This is a genomic window from Microbacterium jejuense (assembly GCF_019511665.1).
GTDB lineage: Bacteria > Actinomycetota > Actinomycetes > Actinomycetales > Microbacteriaceae > Microbacterium > Microbacterium jejuense_A.
The window spans coordinates 337,934-359,768 of the sequence record NZ_JAEUAW010000003.1 but is presented as its reverse complement, the minus strand read 5'-3'; the positions used below and the strand labels follow the sequence as shown (position 1 = coordinate 359,768).

At 70.9% G+C, this 21,835-nt stretch carries 22 protein-coding genes and 1 tRNA gene; 10 read left to right on the top strand and 13 right to left on the bottom strand.

Translation table 11 applies throughout. From position 1 onward, the window contains the following. Positions 1–15: 15 nt before the first annotated feature. A complete protein-coding gene (locus JNB62_RS05710) occupies positions 16–1,053 on the bottom strand; it encodes a glycosyltransferase (RefSeq protein ID WP_220299894.1) in 1,038 nt (345 codons plus the stop codon). A 98-nt stretch (positions 1,054–1,151) separates the two neighbouring features. Here JNB62_RS05710 and JNB62_RS05705 point away from each other — a divergent pair, with 98 nt between their 5' ends. After that, positions 1,152–2,432, top strand: a complete 1,281-nt coding sequence (locus tag JNB62_RS05705) for a CDP-glycerol glycerophosphotransferase family protein (protein ID WP_220299893.1) — start codon at positions 1,152–1,154, stop codon at positions 2,430–2,432. 11 nt (positions 2,433–2,443) lie between these two features. On the opposite strand, the gene JNB62_RS05700 is transcribed toward JNB62_RS05705, so the two are convergent. The 5 genes from JNB62_RS05700 to JNB62_RS05680 form a co-directional block, all read right to left on the bottom strand. Next, complete coding sequence (locus JNB62_RS05700) at positions 2,444–3,832, bottom strand: maltokinase N-terminal cap-like domain-containing protein (RefSeq protein ID WP_220299892.1); 1,389 nt, start codon at positions 3,830–3,832, stop codon at positions 2,444–2,446. A gap of 245 nt (positions 3,833–4,077) precedes the next feature. Continuing rightward, positions 4,078–4,308, bottom strand: coding sequence for a hypothetical protein (locus JNB62_RS05695; RefSeq protein WP_220299891.1), 231 nt, complete (start codon positions 4,306–4,308; stop codon positions 4,078–4,080). A 36-nt stretch (positions 4,309–4,344) separates the two neighbouring features. Then, positions 4,345–4,644 (bottom strand): hypothetical protein, encoded by a 300-nt coding sequence (locus JNB62_RS05690; protein ID WP_220299890.1) that lies wholly within the window; start codon positions 4,642–4,644, stop codon positions 4,345–4,347. Between the two features lie 102 nt (positions 4,645–4,746). After that, complete coding sequence (locus JNB62_RS05685; protein ID WP_220299889.1) at positions 4,747–5,652, bottom strand: hypothetical protein; 906 nt, start codon at positions 5,650–5,652, stop codon at positions 4,747–4,749. Between the two features lie 70 nt (positions 5,653–5,722). Next, positions 5,723–6,415 carry a phosphocholine cytidylyltransferase family protein gene (locus JNB62_RS05680; RefSeq protein WP_220299888.1) on the bottom strand — a complete coding sequence of 231 codons (693 nt, stop codon included), beginning with the start codon at positions 6,413–6,415 and terminating at the stop codon, positions 5,723–5,725. A gap of 195 nt (positions 6,416–6,610) precedes the next feature. Here JNB62_RS05680 and JNB62_RS05675 point away from each other — a divergent pair, with 195 nt between their 5' ends. Genes JNB62_RS05675 through JNB62_RS05665 form a run of 3 tightly spaced genes read left to right on the top strand, consistent with a single transcriptional unit; the run spans position 6,611 to position 9,812 of the window. Then, entirely contained in the window at positions 6,611–7,936 is a 1,326-nt protein-coding gene (locus JNB62_RS05675; protein WP_374450409.1) for an ABC transporter ATP-binding protein, read from the top strand. Next, the gene (locus JNB62_RS05670) at positions 7,912–9,477 is read left to right on the top strand and encodes a hypothetical protein (protein WP_220299887.1); all 1,566 of its coding nucleotides are present in this window, start codon (positions 7,912–7,914) and stop codon (positions 9,475–9,477) included. The genes JNB62_RS05675 and JNB62_RS05670 overlap by 25 nt, the downstream gene beginning before the upstream one ends. A 50-nt stretch (positions 9,478–9,527) precedes the next feature. Beyond that, complete coding sequence (locus tag JNB62_RS05665; RefSeq protein WP_220299886.1) at positions 9,528–9,812, top strand: DUF3039 domain-containing protein; 285 nt, start codon at positions 9,528–9,530, stop codon at positions 9,810–9,812. A 3-nt stretch (positions 9,813–9,815) separates the two neighbouring features. On the opposite strand, the gene JNB62_RS05660 is transcribed toward JNB62_RS05665, so the two are convergent. Beyond that, positions 9,816–11,159, bottom strand: coding sequence for a nicotinate phosphoribosyltransferase (locus JNB62_RS05660; RefSeq protein WP_220299885.1), 1,344 nt, complete (start codon positions 11,157–11,159; stop codon positions 9,816–9,818). A 41-nt stretch (positions 11,160–11,200) separates the two neighbouring features. Here JNB62_RS05660 and murI point away from each other — a divergent pair, with 41 nt between their 5' ends. From murI to JNB62_RS05640, 4 genes are all read left to right on the top strand, one after another. Further along, positions 11,201–12,043: a glutamate racemase gene (gene murI, locus JNB62_RS05655; protein WP_220299884.1), complete on the top strand. Its 843-nt coding sequence runs from the start codon at positions 11,201–11,203 to the stop codon at positions 12,041–12,043. A 102-nt stretch (positions 12,044–12,145) separates the two neighbouring features. Next, on the top strand, positions 12,146–12,889 hold the full coding sequence (gene rph, locus JNB62_RS05650) for a ribonuclease PH (protein ID WP_220299883.1): 744 nt from the start codon (positions 12,146–12,148) through the stop codon (positions 12,887–12,889). Positions 12,890–12,892: 3 nt separating this feature from the next. Then, positions 12,893–13,504, top strand: coding sequence for an RdgB/HAM1 family non-canonical purine NTP pyrophosphatase (gene rdgB / locus JNB62_RS05645; RefSeq protein ID WP_220299882.1), 612 nt, complete (start codon positions 12,893–12,895; stop codon positions 13,502–13,504). Positions 13,505–13,604: 100 nt separating this feature from the next. Next, positions 13,605–14,516, top strand: coding sequence for a cation diffusion facilitator family transporter (locus JNB62_RS05640; protein ID WP_220299881.1), 912 nt, complete (start codon positions 13,605–13,607; stop codon positions 14,514–14,516). Between the two features lie 5 nt (positions 14,517–14,521). Here JNB62_RS05640 and JNB62_RS05635 read toward each other — a convergent pair whose 3' ends face one another. Then, the gene (locus JNB62_RS05635; RefSeq protein WP_220299880.1) at positions 14,522–17,011 is read right to left on the bottom strand and encodes an ATP-dependent DNA ligase; all 2,490 of its coding nucleotides are present in this window, start codon (positions 17,009–17,011) and stop codon (positions 14,522–14,524) included. 72 nt (positions 17,012–17,083) lie between these two features. Between JNB62_RS05635 and ku the strand changes: the two genes are divergently transcribed. Then, a complete protein-coding gene (gene ku / locus JNB62_RS05630) occupies positions 17,084–18,010 on the top strand; it encodes a non-homologous end joining protein Ku (protein ID WP_220299879.1) in 927 nt (308 codons plus the stop codon). 10 nt (positions 18,011–18,020) lie between these two features. Here ku and JNB62_RS05625 read toward each other — a convergent pair whose 3' ends face one another. The 3 genes from JNB62_RS05625 to JNB62_RS05615 form a co-directional block, all read right to left on the bottom strand. Next, positions 18,021–18,800, bottom strand: coding sequence for a DedA family protein (locus JNB62_RS05625; protein ID WP_220299878.1), 780 nt, complete (start codon positions 18,798–18,800; stop codon positions 18,021–18,023). 43 nt (positions 18,801–18,843) lie between these two features. Then, positions 18,844–18,925: transfer RNA gene (locus JNB62_RS05620), tRNA-Leu, on the bottom strand. A gap of 82 nt (positions 18,926–19,007) precedes the next feature. Continuing rightward, positions 19,008–19,223 carry a PLDc N-terminal domain-containing protein gene (locus tag JNB62_RS05615; protein ID WP_220299877.1) on the bottom strand — a complete coding sequence of 72 codons (216 nt, stop codon included), beginning with the start codon at positions 19,221–19,223 and terminating at the stop codon, positions 19,008–19,010. 101 nt (positions 19,224–19,324) lie between these two features. Between JNB62_RS05615 and JNB62_RS05610 the strand changes: the two genes are divergently transcribed. Further along, a complete protein-coding gene (locus JNB62_RS05610; protein ID WP_220299876.1) occupies positions 19,325–19,789 on the top strand; it encodes a hypothetical protein in 465 nt (154 codons plus the stop codon). Here JNB62_RS05610 and JNB62_RS05605 read toward each other — a convergent pair. Together JNB62_RS05605 and JNB62_RS05600 are read right to left on the bottom strand one after the other, a co-directional pair. Further along, on the bottom strand, positions 19,786–21,291 hold the full coding sequence (locus tag JNB62_RS05605) for a recombinase family protein (protein WP_223230951.1): 1,506 nt from the start codon (positions 21,289–21,291) through the stop codon (positions 19,786–19,788). The two genes, JNB62_RS05610 and JNB62_RS05605, sit on opposite strands and share 4 nt — an antisense overlap. Positions 21,292–21,391: 100 nt before the next feature. Continuing rightward, entirely contained in the window at positions 21,392–21,835 is a 444-nt protein-coding gene (locus tag JNB62_RS05600; protein WP_220299874.1) for an ImmA/IrrE family metallo-endopeptidase, read from the bottom strand.

Here is a 21,835-nt window from a genome sequence, read left to right as displayed (position 1 = left end):
CGGCGACGGCCGCGCTCAGGGGAGCGGCGTGTTGCGGCTGCCGAGCCGCGACGTGTCGACGGTGTCGCGGGCTCCGACGATGACGCCGCCGAGGAACCCCCAGCCCCACGACAGGTGCATCGTCGGCAGCACGGCCGCCGACCACAGCTTGTCGCGCCATCCTCGCCCACCGCCGGAGCCGAGCGCGACGCCGGCGATCAGCACGACGTATGCGATCACGGGCAGGTAGACGAGGGATGCCGCGACCGACCACCAGCCGGTCAGCACGCCGGTCGCCTGCAGCACGCCCACCACGACCGCGAGGATGATCGTCAGCACCAGGGCGGGCGGTGCGAAGAACCGCAGCGAGTTGCCGCGCCCGAATCGACGCACGAGCTCGCCGCGCCACCGTCCCGTCGCGGCGAACTGACGCACGAGCCGCGTCCAGCTCTCGCGCGGCCAGTACGTCACCGACAGCGACGGGTCGAACCACACCCGATACCCGGCACGGCGGATCCGGAGGTTGAGCTCCCAGTCCTCGCCGCGGCGGATGCTCTCGTCGAACAGCCCGACCTCTTCGAGGACGTCGCGGCGCATCACGCCGAGATAGGCGGACTCGGCCTCGCCCTCCTGCGTGCCGCCGTGGTAGGCGCCGCCGCCGAGCCCGATGGTGGAGTTGTAGGCACGGGCGACCGCGCGCTGGAAGGGCGTGCGCCCGTCCGCCTGCATGACGCCGCCGACGTTGGCCGCCCGCACGCGGTCGAGCGTCTGCAGCGCGCGGCGGGCGTACGACGGGTCGAGCTCGGAGTGGGCGTCGACGCGCACGACCGTCGGGTAGCGGCCGGCGCGGATCGCGAGATTCAGCCCGACGGGGATGTCGGCGGCCGGGTTGTCGACGAGCACGACGCGCGCATCGGCACGTGCCAGTTCGTGCGCGAGCTCGGTGGTGCCGTCGTTGGACGGGCCCAGCGCGAGGATGAGCTCGGTCGGCGCGGCGATGTCCTGCGCCAGCACCGTCTCGACGGCGCGCCGCAGATAGGCGCGCTCGTTCAGCACCGGCATGACGAAGCTCACACCGGCGCCGGGAGGGGGGATGGGAGCGTCCCTGCGTCCGTGTTGCTCGTCCTGCACTGGTCGATCATGTCATGCGCACCGCTCGATAGGCTGGACGCGTGGGTCTGGTCTCGGATGTGAAGAAGGCGGTCGCGCTCGTCCGCAAGGCCGTGCGCAATCGCTCAGCCGTGATCGACGTCCGTCGCACGCTGGCGGCCGGGCCGCAGCATCCCCCGTTCCACTACCGCGTCGCCGTGTACTTCGCCGACGGCGCGGTCAACATGTACCAGATGCGGCAGTGGTACAAGCCGCTCGCGGGCCTCGCGAAGAAGTGGCCCGTCGTCGTGCTGAGCCGTGCCGCGACCGGTGCCGAGGCGCTGCTGGCCGACGGTGCCCTGCCCGTCGCGTTCGTGCCCACCGTGCGCGACCTGGAGCGCTTCATCGCGCAGCAGGACATCCGCGTGGTGCTGTACGTCAACCAGAACACCCGCAACTTCCAGATGTTCCGCTACGGCCGCCGCTGGCACGTGTTCATCAACCACGGCGAGTCCGACAAGATGTACATGACCACCAACCAGTACAAGGCGTACGACTACGCGATGATCGCCGGCGACGCCGCGCGTGAGCGGCTCGAGCGCGTGCTGTGGGACTACGACATCGAGCGCCGCACGATCGAGATCGGGCGCCCGCAGGCCGACCACTACTCGGGCGTCCTGCCGTACACGCCCGACGAGCGCACCGTCGTGCTGTACGCGCCGACGTGGGAGGGCGACCGCCCGTCGGCCCACTACGGATCGATCGTCACGCACGGCGAGGCCCTCGTCCCGGCGCTGCTCGCCACCGGTCGGCATCGCGTGCTCTACCGTCCGCACCCCCGCTCGGGCGTCGTGAACCCCGAGTACGGCGCGGCGAACAAGCGCATCATCGCTGCGATCGCGGCAGCGAACGCCGCCGACCCCTCCGCCCGCCACGTCTTCGACGACGGTCCGGAGCTCGGCTGGCAGCTGGCCGCGGCAGACGTCGCGATCGTCGACATCTCGGCGATGGTGTACGACCGGCTCGCCGCCGACAAGCCGCTGCTCATCACGCGACCCGTCGATCCGGCCGCGGCGATCGACACTCACGGGTACCTGTCGGCCTGCGAGTGGCTGGATGCCGCCTCGGCGCCCGAGATCGTCGCCGAGACCGAGCGGGTGCTCGGCGATGCCGATGCCGTCACGCGGCTGGAGCAGTGGGTGAGGCACTACTTCGGCGACACCACGCCGGGCGCGGCGACGGCGCGCTTCGAAGGCGCCATCCAGCGACTCATGGACGACTGGGAGCGGTGGTACGCGCGTTCGGTCGCCGATGAGGACGACGACGAGCCCGATGACGAGGCCGAGCTCGACGACGAGTCCTGAGACGCCGCGTCTCAGACGACGGGTGCCGGACGCTCGACCAGGCGTGCGATGGCGCTGAGGGGGATCGCGACCCACGTGGGCCGGTTGCGGGCCTCGTAGATCGCCTCGTACACGGCCTTGTCGAGCTCCAGCGCGGCGAGCAGGGGATGCCGCGGGTCGAGGTCGCTCCCGGACGTGGCGGCGTAGCCGTCGACGAACGAGGCGCGTGCCGCCGCCGCCCACTCGCGCACCGCCTCGGGGGAGCGATCGGGGTCGTCCAGCCGCAGCGAGCCCGCGACGTAGTCGAACGACCGGAGCATCCCGGCGACGTCGCGCAGCGCGAGATCGGGTTGCACGCGCTCGCTCATAGGCCGCAGCGGCTCGCCCTCGAAATCCACCAGCACCCAGCCGCGGCCCGGGGCGTGCAGCACCTGCCCCAGGTGGAAGTCTCCGTGGATGCGCTGCAGCGGGGGCCACGGCACGTCCAGCGCCCGTCGGTAGACGGATTCGATCGCCTCTCGCTGCGGACCGAGTTCGGGCACCTCCGCGATCGCGATCGCGAGCCTGCGCCCCCACGCCGCCGCCGTGTCGCTGCGGTCGGCGTCGCCCGCCGCGTGCGTCGGGAAGCAGGCGGCGAGGCCGCGGTGCACATCGGCGGTGGCCGCGCCGAGCTCGTACGCCGGTCTGCGGAAGTCCTCACCGCGCGCGGCCGCATGAAGGGCCACGCGCCATGCGTCCTCGACGCCCGGGAGGAACTCCTGCGCGAACGCGAGGGATCCGTGCACGACGCCGTGCGCGGTCGACAGGTCGGGCCACGCGCCCTCGATCCAGCCGATGGGGGTCGGGACGCGGCCGGACCCGGCGGCGGCGAGCGACTCCTGCAGTTCGATGTCGGGATTGAGGCCCGCGTGCAGCTGGCGGTAGACCTTGCAGATGACGGGGACGCCGTCGCCCTCGTAGATCAGCGACGTATTGGACTGCTCGCCGCTCACGACGCGGGCGACGCGCCGCTGCCCCGTCGGAGCGGCCGCGGGCGCGGGGCGCCCGGTGGCGGTCGTCTGCGGTCCCACGGCGAGGCCGCCCTCCTCGACGAGCGCCAGCAGCGCGTGCGCGTAGGCATCGTCGAACGGGCCGTCGATGAAGGTGCTGCCGGGCTCCGGGCTCCCGATGACGTGCTCGGGATCGGCATCCACCGTCTCGGTCGCGCGCTCGACGACGGGGATCTGGTACAGCACCACCGGGAGTGCGCCCTCATCCGCCACGAGGTAGGTCCGGACGCGCGCGCCGCCGGGGTCGGGGCCGGAGGCGGCCGGCGGGAGGTCCCACCACGACACGAGGCGCAGGCTCGGCGGTCGACCCTTCGCGGCGTACCACCGCTGTCGCGGCATCCAGGCCGCGAGGCACGCCAGGGTGCTGTCCATACGTGCGAGCGTATGCCCCACGCCCGAGCCCTGTCGAGATACGACCTGTAAGCGCTTGCATTTCTATGGCATCCACGCACGATCGCGGCGCCGCCCGCGTCGAGCGGAGCGGTTCGTCGCCCCGCCCGCCGCGCTGTCGTCGGTCAGCTCGCGAAGGTCCCGGTCCAGCAGCCGGTGCGGGACCATCACGGCGAGTGTGTCGGCCCGCCCGGAGCAAGACTCCGAACAGCGTTCGACGCAGGCGTCTACTCGTCCTCGCCCGACTCCTGCGGCTGTGCGATCTCGATCACCGGGGCCACGGGGATCACGATCGACTCGACCGCGCCGGCAGCGCCGGGGTCGGCCAGGCCCAAGCCGCCGAGGTCCGTCGTGGGCGCCGCAGCGAGTCGTTCGGCCGCGGACTCGGCTCGTGCGGGTTCGGAGGGGAGCCCCGCCCACTCGACGGGCTCTTCGGGGAGCTTGCTGAACAGACCCATGACGGTATTGTCGCTCCGCCGAACCGTCGTCGCGACTCACATCCCGAACTTCCACAGGTACTCCTCACCGTCGTCGGGACGGAACCACGCGATGGTGACCGTCGTGTCGTCGTCGGCGTCGCACAGACACAGCTCGGCCGTGTCGCCGGGAGGCATCTGCCCCCAGTGCTCGGTCGCCGTCCGAGCGCCGAGATCCACGAACGCCCGGACGAAGTCCAGGGCGGCCGGCCCGACGTTGGTCACGAGGGGATGCCGGTCGTAGAGGCGATCGACGCGCCACGGCACGCGATATGCGAAGGGCGGAAGAGGATCGTCGGGATCGATGGCTCGCAGCATGGCGCCACGGTAGGAGCGGCGTCGGACGCCACGACGCGTTCGCCCGGCGGAAACGTCCCCCTCTGTGCAAACGCCGACGACGACGCCGCCTGGGGAGGAGGGTCAGTCCTCCGGAGCCTCCAGCTCGGGCCGACGCCGCCGCACGATGCCGGCCACGACCGCCGAGCCTCGGGTGACGCCGCCGATGACGGCCTCACCGGCGCGGCGCACGCCGCGTCCGGCCACGCGCTCGATGCGGTCCGCCCCCGGGCGGGGCTCGAGCTCCGCGGGAAGGTCGATCGGCGGCATCCCGAACGCGCGCCGTGAGCCGGTGAGCACGCGACGCCCGAGGATGTTGTTGCCCGCCCCGCCGACGGCGGCGCCGATGCCGAACGGCAGCGCCTTGCCGATCCACGAGGCCCCGCCGCGAGCGGCGAATTGGCGGATGAACGCGGACTTGAGGCGGTCGACCATGGGGCCGACAGCGGCGCGCGGCAGCGTCTTGGTGACGAGTTCGCCCCAGTAGGTGGAGCGGTTCGGGCCGCGCCCGGCCGCCTGGCCGGCGAGCTGGGCGACGAGGTCGACGCCCTCCTTGCCGAGCATGAGGGTCAGCACCAGCGCACGCGCGCGGTCGGGATCGGCGACCGGGATGCCGTGAACCTCGGCGACTGACTGCGCGAAGAGGGTCGTGGCCTCGAGGAACGCCACGGTCTCGACACCGCTGAGCGCCAGGGTCACGCCGGTCCCGATGCCCGGGACGACGGCTGTCGCACCGACTGCGGCACCGCCGGTGGTGACGGCCGCGAGGTAGCGACGCTCGAGGATGCGCACGATCTCTGCCGGTGTGGCGTGGGGATGCCGCAGCCGGATGCTGCGCAGATGCGCCAGCACCGCGGGGCGCTGGATCGCGAGCACGCGGTCGAGGGCGCGGATCGTGAGCGGATGCTCCGGCGACCCTGCAGGCGGCAGGCCACCCCGCCACGGCGCGTCGTCGGGGAGGGAGTGGATGCGGTGAACCTTCTCGGCCATCGACGTCAGCCTAAGACGAACCGCTGGGCGAATGCCGCGAACGGCATCCGACCAGCGGTTCGGCGTCTGATCAGACGAACAGGTTCGCGCGCTCGAGGTCCTCGGCGAAGTCGACCTCGACGGCGTACAGGTCAGAGATGTCGAGCGGCGCGAGCAGCACGCCGTCCTCGGCGATCGCGAGCTCGAGGCCGCGCTCGAAGTAATCCTGGTCGTCGACGCGCGAGAGGTGGCGCATGAACGACTTCTTGTCGGCGCTGGAGATGTAGTTGATGCCCACGGCCTCGCCGATGCCGCCCTTGACGGTCTTCGACAGCTCCTTGATGAAGCCCTCCGGCGTGACGGTGTACTTGACCTCTTCGTCGCTCACCTTGGAGGTGTTGACGGTGACGAACGACTGGTCGCGCTCGATGAGCTCGATCGCACGGCCGAGCACGCGCGGGTCGAAGACGACGTCGCCGTTCATCCAGAGCACGCCACCCCTGCCCGTCTTGGCGAGGGCGCGCAGCAGGCTCTTCGACGTGTTGGTCTGGTCGTACCGGTCGTTGTAGACGTAGTCGACGTGGGGGAATGCCTCGACGATGGTCTCGGCGCGGTAGCCGACGACGGTCGTGATCTTGGCGTCGCCGCCGAACGCAGCGCGGATGTTGTCGTGCTGCTGCTGCATGATGCTGCGGCCGTCGCTGAGCTCGGTGAGCGGCTTCGGAAGGCTGCGTCCGAGACGCGAGCCCATTCCGGCTGCGAGGATGACGGTCTGAAGGGTCAAAATCTGCTCCTGAAGTGCGTGATTCACTGCCGGTTCACCGGCGCGACACCCCTTCGTGCCGGAACCAGGGTATCGAAGGCGACTGAAAAGGTGCAGAATGGGCGGCCGCCGTTGCCGTTTCGTGACATAACGCGTATTAAGAGACTCGGCGACAGGATCTGCCACGCGATCAGGCCCGCTTGATACGTTGGAGCGGTGACAGCCTCCCTCCCGGTGCCGAACGACATCGATCCGGAAGAGCCGGACCGGCCGTCGAGCGCGCGCGTCGTGCGGATCTCGGACACGGTGGCGCAGCCGTCCGAGAAGCCGCGTCGCCCGGCTCGGGCTCCGCGTCAGGGCGGCAAGTCCGCACCGCGCAAGAAGCGCGCGGCCGCCGCTCCGGCGGATCCGGGGCCGCCGCCGCCCCTGCCGAGCGACCTGGAGATCGCCGCATCCGTGGCGGCCGCGATCGTCGTGCCGCCCAAACCCCCGCTTCCCGCCGCAGCGCAGCCCTCGACGGCCGAGACGGAAGCTCCTGCCGTCGAATCGCCCGCCGCAGAAGCAGAGGCGCCTGTCGCGGAGGCTGCAGCCCCGACCGCCGAGTCAGAGGCTCCCACCGCCGCACCCGCGCCCGAGGCACCCGAGGCCGAGTCCACGCCCGCTCCCGCGCCTTCCGCTGCGGAGCCGATCGCCGCACCCGTGGAGCAAGAGACCGACGCCGAGCCCGCGGCTGCGGCATCCACTCACGCGCCCGTCGTCGTGCCGACCCTGGGGGCCGCCGCCGGTGAGGCGCTCGTGCTCCGAGGCGTCACCAAGCGCTTCGGCAGCACGCACGCCGTCGACGGCATCGACCTCACCGTGCCGGTGGGCACGTTCTACGGCCTGGTCGGTCCGAACGGGGCCGGCAAGACCACGACCCTGTCGATGATCGCCGGGCTCCTCGAGCCCGATCGGGGAACCATCGAGGTGGGGGGCGTGGATGCCGCAGCCCACCCGCTCGCGGCGAAGAAGCTCATGGGCGTGCTGCCTGATCGCCTGCGCACGTTCGACCGGCTGACCGGTCGCCAGCTGCTCTACTACTACGGCGTGCTGCGGGGGCTGCCGCCGGCCGTCGTCGAGAGCCGCACCGCCGATCTGGCGCGGGCGTTCGACCTTCAGGACGCGCTCGGACGCAGCGTGTCGGACTACTCCGCGGGCATGCTCAAGAAGGTCATGCTCGCCGGCGCCATGATCCACTCGCCGCGCGTGCTCGTGCTCGACGAGCCGTTCGAGGCGGTCGACCCGGTGTCGAGCGCGATCATCCTCGACATCCTGTCGGCCTACGTCGCGCACGGCGGCACGGTCATCCTCTCCAGTCACGGCATGGAGCTCGTCGAGCGCGTCTGCTCGCGCGTCGCGGTCATCGTCGCGGGGCAGGTGCTCGCCGAGGGCACGGTCGACGAGGTCCGCGGCGAGCTCACGCTCGAGCAGAGGTTCGTCGAGCTCGCGGGCGGCCTCAGCGACGTGGAGGGCCTCGAGTGGCTGCACACGTTCTCAGGCTGAGGCTCGCGCTGCTGTTCGGCGCTCTGCGCGGACACGCCGGTCACGTCGTGCGTGTCGTGCTCGGGCTCGTCATCCTCGCCGCCGCGACGGCGGGTGCCTGCTGGGCGCTGCTGACGATGAGGGATGCCGCGCCGGACGCCGTGCGGACGGTCACGGTGCTGGGCGGCTCCGCGGTGACGCTCGGGTTCGCGCTCGCCCCGCTCATCGGCGCGCTCGACGACCCGCTGGATCCGCGGCGGTTCGCGCTCTTCGGCCTCCCGCGCGGACGACTCGCGGGCATCCTCGTGGTCGCAGGGCTCATCAGCGTGCCGATCCTCGCGCTCATCGCCATCGCGGTGTGTGCGGCCATCGTCTGGGCCGACCACGGCGTTCCCGTCGCGATCGGGGTCGTGAGCGTCGTGCTCGGCGTGCTCACCTGCTCGCTGTTCGCGCGCGTGTGCGGCGCGCTCGCGTCGCTGTTCCTGCGCGAACGGCGCTCCCGCGAGCTGTCGGGCGTCTTCGTCCTCGTCGTGCTGGTGGTGGTCGTGCCGGTCGGTGTCTTCCTCGCCTCGCTCGAATGGCGCGGAGCGGTGCCGCAGCAGCTGCTGCGAGCCGTCGACGCACTGGCGCTGACGCCGTTCGGCGCGGCGTGGGCGATTCCGGGTGCGCTCGCGGCGGGTCAGTCGGTCTGGCCGGCCGTGCTGGTGGCCGTCGCGACGATCGTCGCGCTGGGCCTGCTGTGGCTGTGGGCGGTCCGCCGGCTGCTGACGACGACCGAGCGGCCCGGCACGGGCCGTGAGCGTGCGGGACTCGGCTGGTTCGGCGTCGCCCCGGGCACTCCCGGCGGCGCCATCGCCGCGCGCAGCCTCGTGTACTGGTTCGGCGACCGCCGGTACGTCGTCAACGCGCTCGTCATCCCCGTCGCCGCCGCCATCACGACGGTGCCGCTCCTGGTCGCGGGGGTCCCTCCCGAGATCGTCGCCCTCGTGCCGGTGCCCTTTGCGGCACTGTTCCTCGGCTGGCTGCCGCACGACGACGTCGCGTACGACTCCACGGCGGTGTGGATGCACATCTCGGGGGGCGTGCGCGGTGTGTCTGACCGTGTCGGGCGCCTCGTGCCCGTGTTGCTGGTGGGGGTGCCCCTGCTGGCCGTCGCGGTGCCCGTGGCCACCTCGCTGCACGGACGATGGGCGATCCTTCCGGCGCTGACCGGGGTGTGCGCGGTGCTCTTCCTTTCGGGGCTCGGCCTGTCGAGCATCTCGTCGGTGGTGGCGCCGTACGCGGTGTCGCGGCCGGGTGAGAGCCCGTTCCAGCAGCCGCAGCGGACGAGCGCCGGCGGAGCCGTCGCGCAGGGCGTCGTGATGCTCGGCGTCCTCGTGCTGTCGGCGCCCGTCGTGTGGTGCGGCTGGCTTGCCCTGCAGGGGGACACCACCGCGGCGACCACGGCGCTGTGGGGCGGCCTGGCGATCGGCCTGGGCGTCCTGGTCGTCGGCGTCGTGATCGGGTCCGTGGTCTTCGAGCGCCGGGGAGGCCGCCTGATGGAGTTCGCCGAGTCCACGTGACTCGGGGGAACCAGCCCCGGGTCGGCCGGTCGCGACTACACTGGCAGACCATGAGCACGCCCCCTTACGCCTCTGATCGGGACGGCAGCCCGGACCAGGGCGGTATCGCGACCCTCGATCGCGAGCTCGAAGAGCTCCTCAAAGAAGAGCAGATCGAACCGGGCGACCATGAGCGCTTCTCGCACTACGTGAAGAAGGACAAGATCCTCGAGTCCGCGATCACGGGCAAGCCGGTGCGCGCGCTGTGCGGCAAGAAGTGGACGCCGGGCCGCGATCCCGAGAAGTTCCCCGTCTGCCCCACCTGCAAAGAGATCTACGAGTCGCTGCAGGGCTGACGTTCACACCGCTGCGGCGGCCGGCGTCGCGTCGACGTAGACGGTCGGGATCGCCGGGTCGGAGCGACTGAGCGCGAGCGCCTTCACCGGAAGCTCCTCGCGAACGCGCAGGTGGTGGGCGCGTGCGCTCTCGACGCCCTTCGGGCCCTCGTGTGCGGCATCCACCTCTCCGTCGACGACCAGCGCGACCTGCAGCGGCCGCGCGTCGGGGTGCGCGGCGGCCTGCTCGAGCGCCTCGAAGCCGTCCGAGACGACGATGAGCTCGCTCGTGGCCGTGCCGCCGTCGAGCGTGCGGAACGCCGCCTTGCGTCCGCCCTTCGACCCCTTGTCGGTGGACGCCTTCGCGACGCCGACCCACCCGCCCGCCGCGTCCTGGCGCGCCACGAGCTTGTAGACCATGCCGGCGGTGGGGGTGCCGGACCCCGTGACGACCGACGTCCCCACGCCGTACGCGTCGACCGGGGATGCCGCGAGCGCCGCGATCGCGTGTTCGTCGAGGTCGCTCGTCACGGTGATGCGCGTCTTCGTCGCGCCGAGCGCGTCGAGCTGCTCGCGCACCTGCGCGGCCACGGTCGGCAGGTCGCCGGAGTCGATGCGGACGCCGCCCAGCCCGGTGCCGGCGACGCGGATGGCCGTCTCGACCCCGGTGCGGATGTCGTAGGTGTCGACCAGCAGCGTTGTGTCGATGCCGAGTGCCGCGATCTGAGCGCGGAACGCGTCCTCTTCGGTGTCGTGCAGAAGCGTCCACGAGTGCGCCGCTGTCCCCATGGTCGGGATGCCCCACCGCCTGCCCGCCTCGAGGTTCGAGGTGGCGCCGAACCCGGCGATGTACGCCGCACGCGCCGCGGCGACAGCGGAGGACTCGCCGGCCCGCCGCGAGCCCATCTCGGCCAACGGCCGGTCACCGGCGGCGACGCTCATGCGCGCAGCGGCCGTGGCGACGGCGGAGTCGTGGTTGAGGACGCTGAGCGCGAGCGTCTCGAGCACGACCGCCTCGGCGAACGTGCCCTCGATCGTCAGCAGTGGGGACCCGGGGAAGTACAGTTCGCCCTCGCGGTACCCCGTCACCGAGCCGGTGAACCGGTAGCCCTCGAGGAAGGTCAGGGTGGCGGCATCCACCACCCGCTCGTCGCGGAGGAAGCGCAGCTCGTCGTCGCCGAAGCGGAAGTCGCGCAGCAGTGACAGCAGGCGGCCGGTGCCGGCCACGACGCCGAAGCGGCGTCCGCCCGACAGACGCCGGCCGAACAGCTCGAACACGCAGCGACGATGGGCGGTGCCGTCCCGGAGCGCGGCGTCGAGCATCGTGAGCTCGTAGCGGTCCGTCAGCAGAGCGGTCGATGGGCTCATGCGGGCCAGCCTAGTGAGCGCCTGGCGTAGGCTGGGGCATCGTGAACGACGCGCCGATCGGAATCTTCGACTCCGGAGTCGGCGGGCTCACCGTCGCGAGAGCCGTCTCGGCCCTGCTGCCGCGCGAGTCGATCCTGTACATCGGCGACACCGCGCGCTCGCCCTACGGCCCCAAGCCGATCGCCGACGTCCGCCGCTACTCGCTCGAGGTGCTCGACGACCTCGTGGCGCAGGGCGTCAAGATGCTCGTGATCGCGTGCAACACGGCGTCCTCGGCGATGCTGCGCGATGCCCGCGAGCGCTACGACGTGCCCGTGGTCGAGGTGATCAATCCCGCCGTGCGCACGGCGATGTCGACGACCCGCAACGGCCGCGTCGGCGTCATCGGCACGGCGGGCACGATCGGCTCGGGTGCGTACCAGGACATGCTCGGCGTCAACGAGCGGCTCACGGTGTTCGCGCAGGCCTGCCCGCGCTTCGTCGAGTTCGTCGAGGCGGGCGTCACCGACTCGCCGGAGGTGCTCGCCGTCGCCGAGGAGTACCTCGCGCCGCTGCGGCACGCCGGCGTCGACACGCTCGTGCTCGGCTGCACGCACTACCCGTTCCTCGAAGGCGCCATCAGCTACGTCATGGGACCGGACGTCTCGCTCGTCTCCAGCGACACCGAGACGGCGAAGGACGTCTATCGCCAGCTCGTGTCGCGCGACCTCCTCGCGGGGGCGGATGCCGCACCCCACCACGTCTACGAGGCCACCGGCGCCTCGGCCGACGAGTTCCTGCGTCTGGCCCACCGCCTGATGGGCCGCGAGGTGACGAACGTGCGCCTGGTGCAGACGGGCGCCATCGACCTTCCCCGCTTCGACGATCCCGCACGCCTCGGCTGAGGCATCCATGTCCCACCGACGTCCCTTCATGTCCCGAGATCTGCTGTTGCGGGCCCCCGCCGGCGGCGGATTCTGGGACACGCCCGGCTACCCAGGAGAGAAATGACCGAGATCACCCGCGCCGACGGCCGCGCCGTCGACCAGCTCCGCCCCGTCACGATCGAGCGCGGCTGGAGCGCGCAGGCCGAAGGGTCGGCGCTCGTGTCGTTCGGCGGCACCAAGGTGCTGTGCACGGCGTCGTTCACCAACGGCGTGCCGCGGTGGCTCACCGGCAAGGGCAAGGGGTGGGTGACCGCCGAGTACGCGATGCTGCCGCGCGCGACCAACAGCCGCAACGACCGCGAGAGCGTCAAGGGCAAGATCGGCGGGCGCACGCACGAGATCTCGCGCCTGATCGGCCGCGCGCTCCGCGCCGTCGTCGACACGAAGGCGCTCGGCGAGAACACGATCGTCATCGACTGCGACGTGCTGCAGGCCGACGGCGGCACGCGCACGGCGGCCATCACGGGCGCCTACGTCGCGCTCGCCGACGCGATCGAGTGGGGGCGCGGCAAGAAGTTCATCGGCCAGAAGGCGCAGGTGCTGTTCGACTCGGTGTCGGCGGTCTCGGTCGGCATCATCGACGGCGAGCCCATGCTCGACCTCGCCTACGTCGAGGACGTGCGCGCCGAGACCGACATGAACGTCGTCGTCACCGGCCGAGGGCTGTTCGTCGAGGTGCAGGGCACCGCCGAGGGCGCGCCGTTCGACAAGCGCGAGCTCGACGCGCTGCTGGAGCTCGGCGTCAACGGCTGCGCATCGCTGCGCGACATCCAGGCCGCCGTGCTCGCCCCGGCGGGGGAGTGAAGGATGCAGCGCCGCATCGTCCTGGCCACCCACAACCCGCACAAGGTGGAGGAGTTCCAGGCGATCGTCGCCGCGACGCGCCCCGACATCGAGGTCGTGGGCTATGACGGCCCGGAGCCCGTCGAGGACGGCGTCACGTTCGCCGAGAACGCGCTGATCAAGGCGCGTGCCGCCGCCGCCCACACCGGGCTGCCGGCGCTCGCCGACGACTCCGGCGTGTGCGTCGACGTGCTCGGCGGCTCGCCGGGCGTGTTCTCGGCGTACTGGGCCGGACACGCGAAGGATGCGACGGCGAACCTGAACCTCCTGCTCGACCAGATCTCCGACATCGCCGACCCGCGCCGCACCGCCCAGTTCGTCTCGACGATCGCGCTCGTGGTGCCCTCCGACGACGGCACGCCCGTCGAGCATGTGGTCGAGGGCGTGTGGCCGGGGCGGATCGCGACCGCGCCGTCCGGCAGCGGCGGCTTCGGCTACGACCCGGTGTTCGTGCCGGACGGGCAGGAGCCCGGCGCCGAGCGCAGCGTCGGCGAGTGGACGGCCGAAGAGAAGAACGCGGCATCCCATCGCTCCCGTGCGTTCGTCGCACTCGCACCGCTGCTGTCGTCGTTGTGACGCCCACGTCGCGGGCGCTGCGCTGCGACTGAGAATCACGATCATTCCCGACTAGCGCGAAGCGGGTTCGGCGGCCTGGGCGCGGGCTTAGCCTGGGCTCATGCACGATCACGCGCCCACCGGGATCCGGGGATCCGGCAACCGCCGGCTGCTCGCGATCTCGCTCGGGATCACCTCCACCGTCATGGTGGTGCAGGTGGTCGGCGCCGTGCTGTCGGGATCGCTCGCGCTGCTGGCGGACGCCGCGCACATGTTCACCGACGCCGCAGCCCTGGTCGTGGCGCTCATCGCGAGCACGGTGGCCGCGCGGCCGGCCAACGACCGCCGCACGTTCGGCTACCAGCGCGCCGAGGTGTTCGGGGCGCTCGTCAACGCGATCATCCTGATCCTGCTGTCGGCGTGGGTCGCGTTCGAGGGCGTGTCGCGCCTGCTCCACCCCACGGAGGCCGAGGTGCAGGGCGGGCTCATGCTCGTGGTCGCGATCATCGGCCTCGTCGCGAACGGAGTCGCGATGTGGCTGCTGAGCTCGGCCCAGCGCCGCAGCATCAACGTGCGCGGCGCGTACATCGAGGTGATGGGCGACCTCATCGGATCGGCGGCGGTGATCGTCGCGGCGATCGTGGTCGTCACGACGGGGTGGGACCAGGCCGACGCCATCGCCTCGCTGTTCATCGCCGCGATGATCGTGCCCCGCGCGTTCAGCCTGCTGCGCGAGGTGATGTCGGTGCTCTCGGAGTCCGTGCCTCAGGGCACGCACGTGCAGGACATCCGCGCGCACATCCTCGGCACCCCCGGCGTCGTCGACGTCCACGACGTGCACGTCTGGCAGCTCACCCGCGGCGCACTGGTGTTCACCGCCCATGTCGTCGTCGACGACGACGCCCTCGCCGACGGCCGGGCCGCGGGCATCCTGAGCGGACTGCAGAACTGCCTGTCGGAGCACTTCGACGTCGAGCACTCCACGTTCCAGCTCGAACCCGCCGGCCACGTGGAGCACGACGCGCACGCGTAGCCGTGTCAGCCCTCGCGGCGCACCTCGGTCGGGGACTTGTCGGGGCGCAGGCCACGCCATCGCGGGTGCCGAAGGATGCCCGCCGGGGTGAACTCGCCGTACTCGACCTCGCCGACGAGCTCCGGGCGCACCCACAGGGCATCCCGAGCGTCGGCGGGCGGCACGCCCACGAGAGGGTTCTCGTCGGTGCGCAACGGCGTGAGCCGGCGCATAAGGGTGGCGAGCATCGAGTCGCTGAAGCCCGTGCCCACGCGGCCCGCGTAGTGCAGGCCGTCCTCGGCGGGGATCCCCAGCAGCAGCGACCCGAAGGTGCCTGAGCGTGCCCCCTTGCCGGGGCGGATGCCGGCGATCACGACCTCCTGCGTGCTCGTGTGCTTGACCTTCAGCCACGCCTCGGACCGGCGTCCGCGCAGGTACGGCGAGCGCGGGTCCTTCACGACGATGCCCTCCAGCCGCAACTGGGCGCTGGTGTCGAGCGCGGCGTCGACGTCGTCGAACACCGGCGGGACGGCGATCGGATCGAGGGATGCCGCAGCCACCGCCTCGAGCACGTCGCGGCGTTCGCGCAGCGGCAGGTCGGCCAGGTCGTCGCCGTCATGGGAGAGGATGTCGAACAGGTAGTACCGCACCGGCGTGCGGCGCGCTTCGCGCGCGATGTCGCCGGCGCGTTCGAGGTTCATGCGTGTCTGCAGCAGCGGAAAGCTCGGTCTGCCGTCAGGCTCGAGTGCGACGAGTTCGCCGTCCACGACGCACGGCTGCGCGCCGAGTCCGGCGTCGACGTCGGTGAGCTCGGGGTAGCGGTGCGTGATGTCGTTGCCGCTGCGGGCGTACAGCCGCAGCCGTCGGCCGTCCCACGCGCCGACCGCGCGGATGCCGTCCCACTTCATCTCGACCCAGGCCGGATCGCCCCAGCGGCCGGCGGCGGTCCGCGCCTGATCCGGCGTCGCCGACGTCGCGAGCATGGGCGTCAGGTCGGCGGGCACCGGGGGAGCGGGGTCGGTCTTCCGGCTGTGGTCGCGGGCGCGCGGCCGTGCCGGGCGCGGCTCGTCGGCCTGGGGGCTCGGTTCGACGACGGCGCCGTCGGGCTGCAGCCGCCCGTCGGCGTCCGTCTTCATGCGGTGCAGCAGCCAGCTGGACTTCTCGCCCACACCTTCCGTCCGGATGAGGGCGAGGCGCACGCGCCCGAGCGGCCCTCCCGGACGGCCCTCCAGCGTGGCGATGATCTCGTCGTCGCGCCACTTCTCCAGCTCGTATCGTCCCTCGTCCCAGATCGTGACGGTCCCCCCGCCGTACTCGCCCGCAGGGATCGTGCCCTCGAACGTGGCGTACTCCATCGGATGATCCTCGGTCATCACCGCCAGGTTGTTGCGGCGGTACGAGTGCGGAACGCCGCGCGGCACCGCCCAGCTCACGAGGACGCCGTCGTGCTCGAGGCGGAAGTCCCAGTGGAGCCGCGTGGCATGGTGCTCCTGGATGACGAAGCGCGGCTTCTCGTCGGTCGGCGTCGCGCCGAGAGGATTGGCCGGCACGGGTTCGGGGGTCCGCTCGGCACTGCGTTTGGAGATGTACGTCGACAACGGCCCGGACTCCGCCTCGCGCCCCCCGGAGTGGAAGCCCAGCGGCGCCATCGGGTCGCCGATGGCGTCCATGCGCTCGAGCACCTCGGTGAAGTCGAGATGCCGCAGCTCCGGGTCGTCGAGCTCGTCCCACGTGCGCGGGGCGGCTACCGTCGGGTGCAGGCGACCGCGCAGCGAGTACGGCGCGATGGTGGTCTTCGAGCCGTTGTTCTGGCTCCAGTCGATGAGCACCTTGCCGTGGCGCTCGGTCTTCTTCATGCTGCTGACGACGAGGTCGGGGTGATCGGCCTCGATCGCCCGCGCGAGCTCGTTCGCGAGCGCCGACGCCTGCTCGGTCGACTGGCCGGGCGGCAGCGCGGTGTACAGATGGATGCCCTTGCTGCCGCTCGTGACCGGGTAGGGCTCCAGGCCCATGCCGAGCAGGATCGTGCGTGCCCAGCCCGCGACGACGGCGCACTCGGCCAGTCCGACGCCCGGTCCGGGATCGAGGTCCAGCACGAGCCGATCGGCGGGTCCACGGCCGCCGTCCGGAGCGAACCGCCACTGCGGCACGTGCAGCTCGAGGCTCGCCACCTGCGCCAGGTAGACCAGCGTCGGCACGTCGGCGACGAGCGGGTACTCCTTCGTGCCCGTCGAATGCGGGATCGGCATGCGGCGGACCCACGACGGCGCGCCCCGCTCCAGGTCCTTCGCGAAGAAGACCATGCCGGGGTCGTCCTCGGTGCCCACCCCGTCGGGCCACCGCTTGCGGGTGACCGGCCGACCCACGACGTGCGGGATGAGGAGGGGGGCGATGCGCGTGTAGTAGTCGATCACCTCGCCCTTGGTGGTGCCCGTCTCGGGGTACAGCACCTTCCCGAGGTTCGTCAGGCGCAGCCGACGGCCGTCGATCCGCACCAGCTGCTCGTCGCCCGCCATGGGGTCAGAGTATCGGCGGCCGGCGGCGCAAGGGGGTGGCTCGCTGTCGGCGCCCTGGTGTTCACTGGTGGGGTGAGAGCGATCTGGAAGGGTGCCCTGACGTTCGGCCTCGTGAACGTCCCGGTGAAGGTGTATGCCGCGACCGAGGACCACGACGTGTCGTTGCACCAGGTGCACAACAAGGACGGCGGCCGCATCCGCTATCAGCGCGTCTGCGAGATCGACGGCGAGGTCGTGCCGTACTCCGACATCGACAAGGCCTACGACGACGGCGAGAAGACGGTCATCCTGACGAAGGAGGACCTCGAGTCGCTGCCCGCCGAGCGCAGCCGCGAGATCGACGTCGTCGAGTTCGTCCCGAGCGAGCAGATCGACCTGCTCACGCTCGACCGCGCGTACTACCTCGAGCCCGACTCGAGCTCTCCCAAGGCCTACGTGCTGCTGCGCAAGACGCTGGAGCAGACCGACCGCACCGCCGTCGTCCGCTTCTCGCTGCGGCAGAAGACGCGGCTGGCCGCGCTCCGCGTCCGCGGCGACGTCCTGGTGCTGCAGACGCTCCTGTGGGCCGACGAGGTGCGCGAAGCGGCGTTCCCTGCGCTGGATGAGAGCGTCCGGATCTCGGCGAAGGAGCTCGAGCTGTCGGCGTCCCTCGTCGAGAGCTTCTCCAGCGACTTCGACCCGGAGGAGTTCACGGACGAGTACCAGGCCGAGTTGCGCACCCTCATCGAGGCGAAGCTCGAGAAGGGCGACGCGGTCGACACCTCCGAGACCTTCGGCGAGCAGGAGGAGCAGGAGGCCGGCGGCGAGGTCATCGACCTCATGGCTGCGCTCCGCGCGAGCGTAGAGAAGTCGCGTGCGGCTCGCGAGGGCGGCGGGGCTAAGGCAGACAAGTCAGACAAGTCAGACAAGAAGGATGCCTCGTCCCCTGCGAAGAGCAAGGGCGAGGCATCCACCAAGAAGCCGGCTGCGAAGAAGACGGCGAAGAAGAAGGCGTCCTGACGGCTGACCGTCAGGCCCGCGGCGCCTCGCCGTGCTCGGGTCCGCGCTCGAACACCTCGGGATCGAGGACGAGCGCCTCGGCCTCGGCCCGGTCGGTGACGACGTCCTTGCCGGCGGCGGCCTCCTTCTTGGCCTTGCTGCGCTCGCGCAGGTAGTGCCAGAGCGTCACGATCGCGGTGCCCCCGACGGCGGCGAGCAGGATGAGGTCGATGTAGTTCTCGACGAAGGTGGCCACGGGCGGGATGAACCCGATGAGGTAGCCGAACATGGTGAGCCCGAAGCCCCACAGCACCGCGCCGATGAAGTTGTAGAGCGTGTACATCCACTTGTTCATGTGGCCGATGCCGGCGGCGACCGGCGCGAACGTGCGGACGATGGGCACGAAGCGGGCGAGGATGACCGTGATGCCGCCGAAGCGCTCGAAGAACGCGTTGGTACGCTCGACGTTCTTGACGCTGAAGAGGCCGGACTCCTTGCGTTCGAAGACCGCCGGCCCGCCCTTGTGCCCGATGTAGTAGCCGACTTCGCCGCCGATGAAGGCCGCGAGGCCGATGAGCAGGGCGACCCACCAGACGCTGAGTCCGAAGATGCCGTGCGGCGCCTGCGGGGTCGCGTGCGACAGCAGGCCGGCGATCACCAGCAGCGTGTCGCCGGGCAGGAGGAAGCCGATGAGGAGGCCGGTCTCGGCGAAGACGATGAAGCACACGACGGCGAGGGCCCAGGGCCCTGCCCAGTCGATGATGGCGGCCGGATCCAGCCAGGGGATCAGGGCGGTGGGAACAGCGTGCACGGTTTATCCCGTCGTAGGTCGGCGGAGGATGCGAGAGCTCGCGTGCGGAAGGTGGGACTTGAACCCACACGCCCGAAGGCACAGGAACCTAAATCCTGCGTGTCTGCCGATTTCACCACTCCCGCGAGTGGGTCTCAGTCTACTGAGGCGCCTGACGATCGGCTGTGGGGCTGACCCCCGTATCACCGGCGGGCCGGCTCCGTTGCGTCAGCGACGGATGCCGAACAGGAAGTAGCTCGCGGGACCGATCCAGTTGACGAGGATCGCGGGGATCCAGGCGGCTTTCGGACCGCGGACCGCGTCCGCGTCGCGGTGCGCGAGATCCCAGAAGGCGAGGAACGCGAACGCCACCTGCACGATGCCGGCGAGGCCGAGGCCCGCCTTGGCTTGGGGGGAGATCTGTCTCTTCGCCTGCGTCATCATCGTCCTTCCGTCGGTGAGTCCATCCTGCTCCTGACCGGCGCTCGGCGCACGTCTGTGGATAACTTTCCGGCCGCATCTGCGTTTCTTGCGAGGATGCTCCCGTGACCTCCCCGACCGCCCCCGTCGCGACGCTCGTCGCGGAGCGGGTGCGGGAGCGGCTGCGCGCCGAGCGTTCGGACCCGACCCGCGATCCCGAGTTCGCGGCGCAGGTCGCACGCTTCGAGGTGCGTCGCCACAACGACTTCGCGCTCGCGAGAGGTCTCGAGACCGTCGACGACGAGGCTGCCTGCGTACGCGACGTGCTGGCCGTCGTCGCCGGCTACGGCCCCCTCCAGGCGTACCTCGACGATCCGACCGTCGAAGAGCTCTGGATCAATGCTCCCGACCGCATCTTCGTGGCGCGGGGCGGAGTGGCCGAGCGCACGCCGCTGACGCTGACCGACACGGCGGTGCGCGACCTCGTGGAGCGGATGCTGCAGTCCAGTGGTCGCCGCGTTGACCTCAGCCAGCCGTTCGTCGACGCCTCGCTGCCGGACGGGTCGCGCCTGCACGGTGTTGTGCGCTAACCGATGGGAGCCCACGTCGGCGTGATGACGACGCGCTCGCGCCACACGCCGGTGCCCTGACGGACTGGCTTCACGATCTCAACGCGCCGGACGATGGTACGCAGTAGCCGGCGCCGCTCGTCCACGGTCGCGTCCTCCCACCGTTGGTCGAGTTCGATGAGGATCTTCGTCGGGTCGACCTCGACTCGCTGCCGGGGAGTCGCCGCGCGGCGACGTTGCTCGTACGTCTCGAGGTCAGCGTCGAGCTGCGCGGTCGCGGCATCGTACGCGGCATCGGACATCTTCTGCGCGGACCAGCGGACGGCGAGCCGGCCGAGCTGCTGCTTGATGTCGGCGATCTTCTTGTCCAGCGTCTGAACGTTGTCGAGCTGAACGACGGTGCGCGCACGGTGCGCAGCGGCCACAGACGCGAGCTCGTCGACGTCGGCGGCGAGCTCGCTGACCCATTCGCGGACGCGCTGCTCGACAAGCGCTCTGGTCATGTACATACCCGGAACGTCTCGCTGCTGCGCTGCGCGTGAGCACTTGTAGTCTTTCAACCCCTGGTTGCCGACATGCATTGGTGCGCCGCAGTCGCCGCAGAAGATCAGGCCTGTGAGCATGTACTTGCCGGCGACGACGCGGGATGGCTCGGGGGCCTGCAGGCGGCGGCCGCGGTACTCAGTCCACTCAGCTTCGGTGATGACGGCGGGGTGTGCGCCGGGGTGGTAGGTCGCGGTTGCGATACGCCAGTCGCGCTTGCCGCCCTTCCCGACCTTGCGGTGGATGAGCAGCCCAGCGCCGAACCCGGAGTCCAGCAAGTGGGTGACGGTGACACGCGACCACGGCCGGTCGTTGCGGGTCAGGTGGCCGGACCTGTTGAGCCACGCAACGATCTTCGTGAACCCGTCGCCGGCGAGGTACCGGCGATACATCTGCGCGAGGAGCTGCGCCTCCTCGGGCTGCGGCAGGTAGGTGCCGTCCGGCTGCTTGATGTACCCGTAGCGGGGGCCGCCTTCCGCGGTGAGGCCGGCGCGGCGGCGGCGCATGTGGGTGTCCTTCCACGACTCCGACATCAGGTCGGCGTAGTAGGCGTTGAACTCGCCCGTCATTCCTCGGAACAGCTTCCCGGATGCTGTCGCCGCTTCGACCGGCTCGGTGACGGCGATCAGCTCACCGTCGGTGCTGTCGACTCGATCGAGCGCGATCGCCCACTTCAGCCGGTTCCTCGCAGTGCGGGAGAACTTCCACACCAGGATCAGGTCGACGTCGCCGGACTCCATGCGGTCGATCGAGTCGTCCAGCTTCGGCCACCACAGCGAGTCCTCACGGGATCCGGAGTACTTCCGCTCGTCGACTCCTTCGACCCACGCGACGACGTCGACGTCGTTCGCGTCAGCCCATGACTGGATCGCGTGGCGCTGGATCCCGGGCGAGGTGCCGCCATCCTTCTCCATCGACACGCGTACAAGTCCAAGCGCGCGACGCCGTGGCCGCAGTCGACTGATGGGCTGCGCGTTCATCACCCCACGCCCCGTGCGCGCGCCGGTGAAAATACGAGGAACCGCGACGCCAAGGGGAGATTCTTTCGCGTCTCTGAGGCGAACGCGCCCGCGCAGGCGATCATGCGGGAGCCTCTGCCCGGTACATCCACTGGCCGGCGCCCATCCGAGGCTTGACGTACGTCGCGTCACCCATGCGCTGCAACATCGCGCGGTAGACGGCCACCAGCTCAGGTGCCACGTCGAGGTCGTGCGCCATCGATCCGAGGTGGGCGTCACGGATCCGCTCGGACTCGATGTAGACGTCATGCCGTATCAGGTGCTGCGCAGCCCACTCGTTGGCCTGCCGCTCCTGACGGCTGCGGATTGGCCCGAAGTCGGTCGGACGATGCCCGAGCACGTGATGTCCGAGCTCGTGCGCGAGAACGGATCTTGCCGCCCTCCGTGGCATCCCTGGTGTGAGCCGGATGATGCGCTCGTCTGGTCGGTACCCGCTCGTATGCGGTGCTCGCTTCTCGATGACGGTGAGGCCCAGGTCCTCGGCCAGTTGGAGCAGTGACTGCAT

What these genes read in the sequence shown, in the direction of transcription:
- rph (WP_220299883.1), top strand. Translation starts at nt 12,146, where the DNA reads ATGACCGAGATCACCCGCGCCGACGGCCGCGCCGTCGACCAGCTCCGC.
- JNB62_RS05700 (WP_220299892.1), bottom strand. Translation starts at nt 3,832, where the DNA reads ATGGACAGCACCCTGGCGTGCCTCGCGGCCTGGATGCCGCGACAGCGG.
- JNB62_RS05635 (WP_220299880.1), bottom strand. Translation starts at nt 17,011, where the DNA reads ATGGCGGGCGACGAGCAGCTGGTGCGGATCGACGGCCGTCGGCTGCGC.
- JNB62_RS05605 (WP_223230951.1), bottom strand. Translation starts at nt 21,291, where the DNA reads ATGAACGCGCAGCCCATCAGTCGACTGCGGCCACGGCGTCGCGCGCTT.
- JNB62_RS05615 (WP_220299877.1), bottom strand. Translation starts at nt 19,223, where the DNA reads ATGATGACGCAGGCGAAGAGACAGATCTCCCCCCAAGCCAAGGCGGGC.
- JNB62_RS05660 (WP_220299885.1), bottom strand. Translation starts at nt 11,159, where the DNA reads ATGAGCCCATCGACCGCTCTGCTGACGGACCGCTACGAGCTCACGATG.
- JNB62_RS05640 (WP_220299881.1), top strand. Translation starts at nt 13,605, where the DNA reads ATGCACGATCACGCGCCCACCGGGATCCGGGGATCCGGCAACCGCCGG.
- JNB62_RS05665 (WP_220299886.1), top strand. Translation starts at nt 9,528, where the DNA reads ATGAGCACGCCCCCTTACGCCTCTGATCGGGACGGCAGCCCGGACCAG.
- JNB62_RS05690 (WP_220299890.1), bottom strand. Translation starts at nt 4,644, where the DNA reads ATGCTGCGAGCCATCGATCCCGACGATCCTCTTCCGCCCTTCGCATAT.
- JNB62_RS05695 (WP_220299891.1), bottom strand. Translation starts at nt 4,308, where the DNA reads ATGGGTCTGTTCAGCAAGCTCCCCGAAGAGCCCGTCGAGTGGGCGGGG.
- JNB62_RS05600 (WP_220299874.1), bottom strand. Translation starts at nt 21,835, where the DNA reads ATGCAGTCACTGCTCCAACTGGCCGAGGACCTGGGCCTCACCGTCATC.
- rdgB (WP_220299882.1), top strand. Translation starts at nt 12,893, where the DNA reads ATGCAGCGCCGCATCGTCCTGGCCACCCACAACCCGCACAAGGTGGAG.
- JNB62_RS05685 (WP_220299889.1), bottom strand. Translation starts at nt 5,652, where the DNA reads ATGGCCGAGAAGGTTCACCGCATCCACTCCCTCCCCGACGACGCGCCG.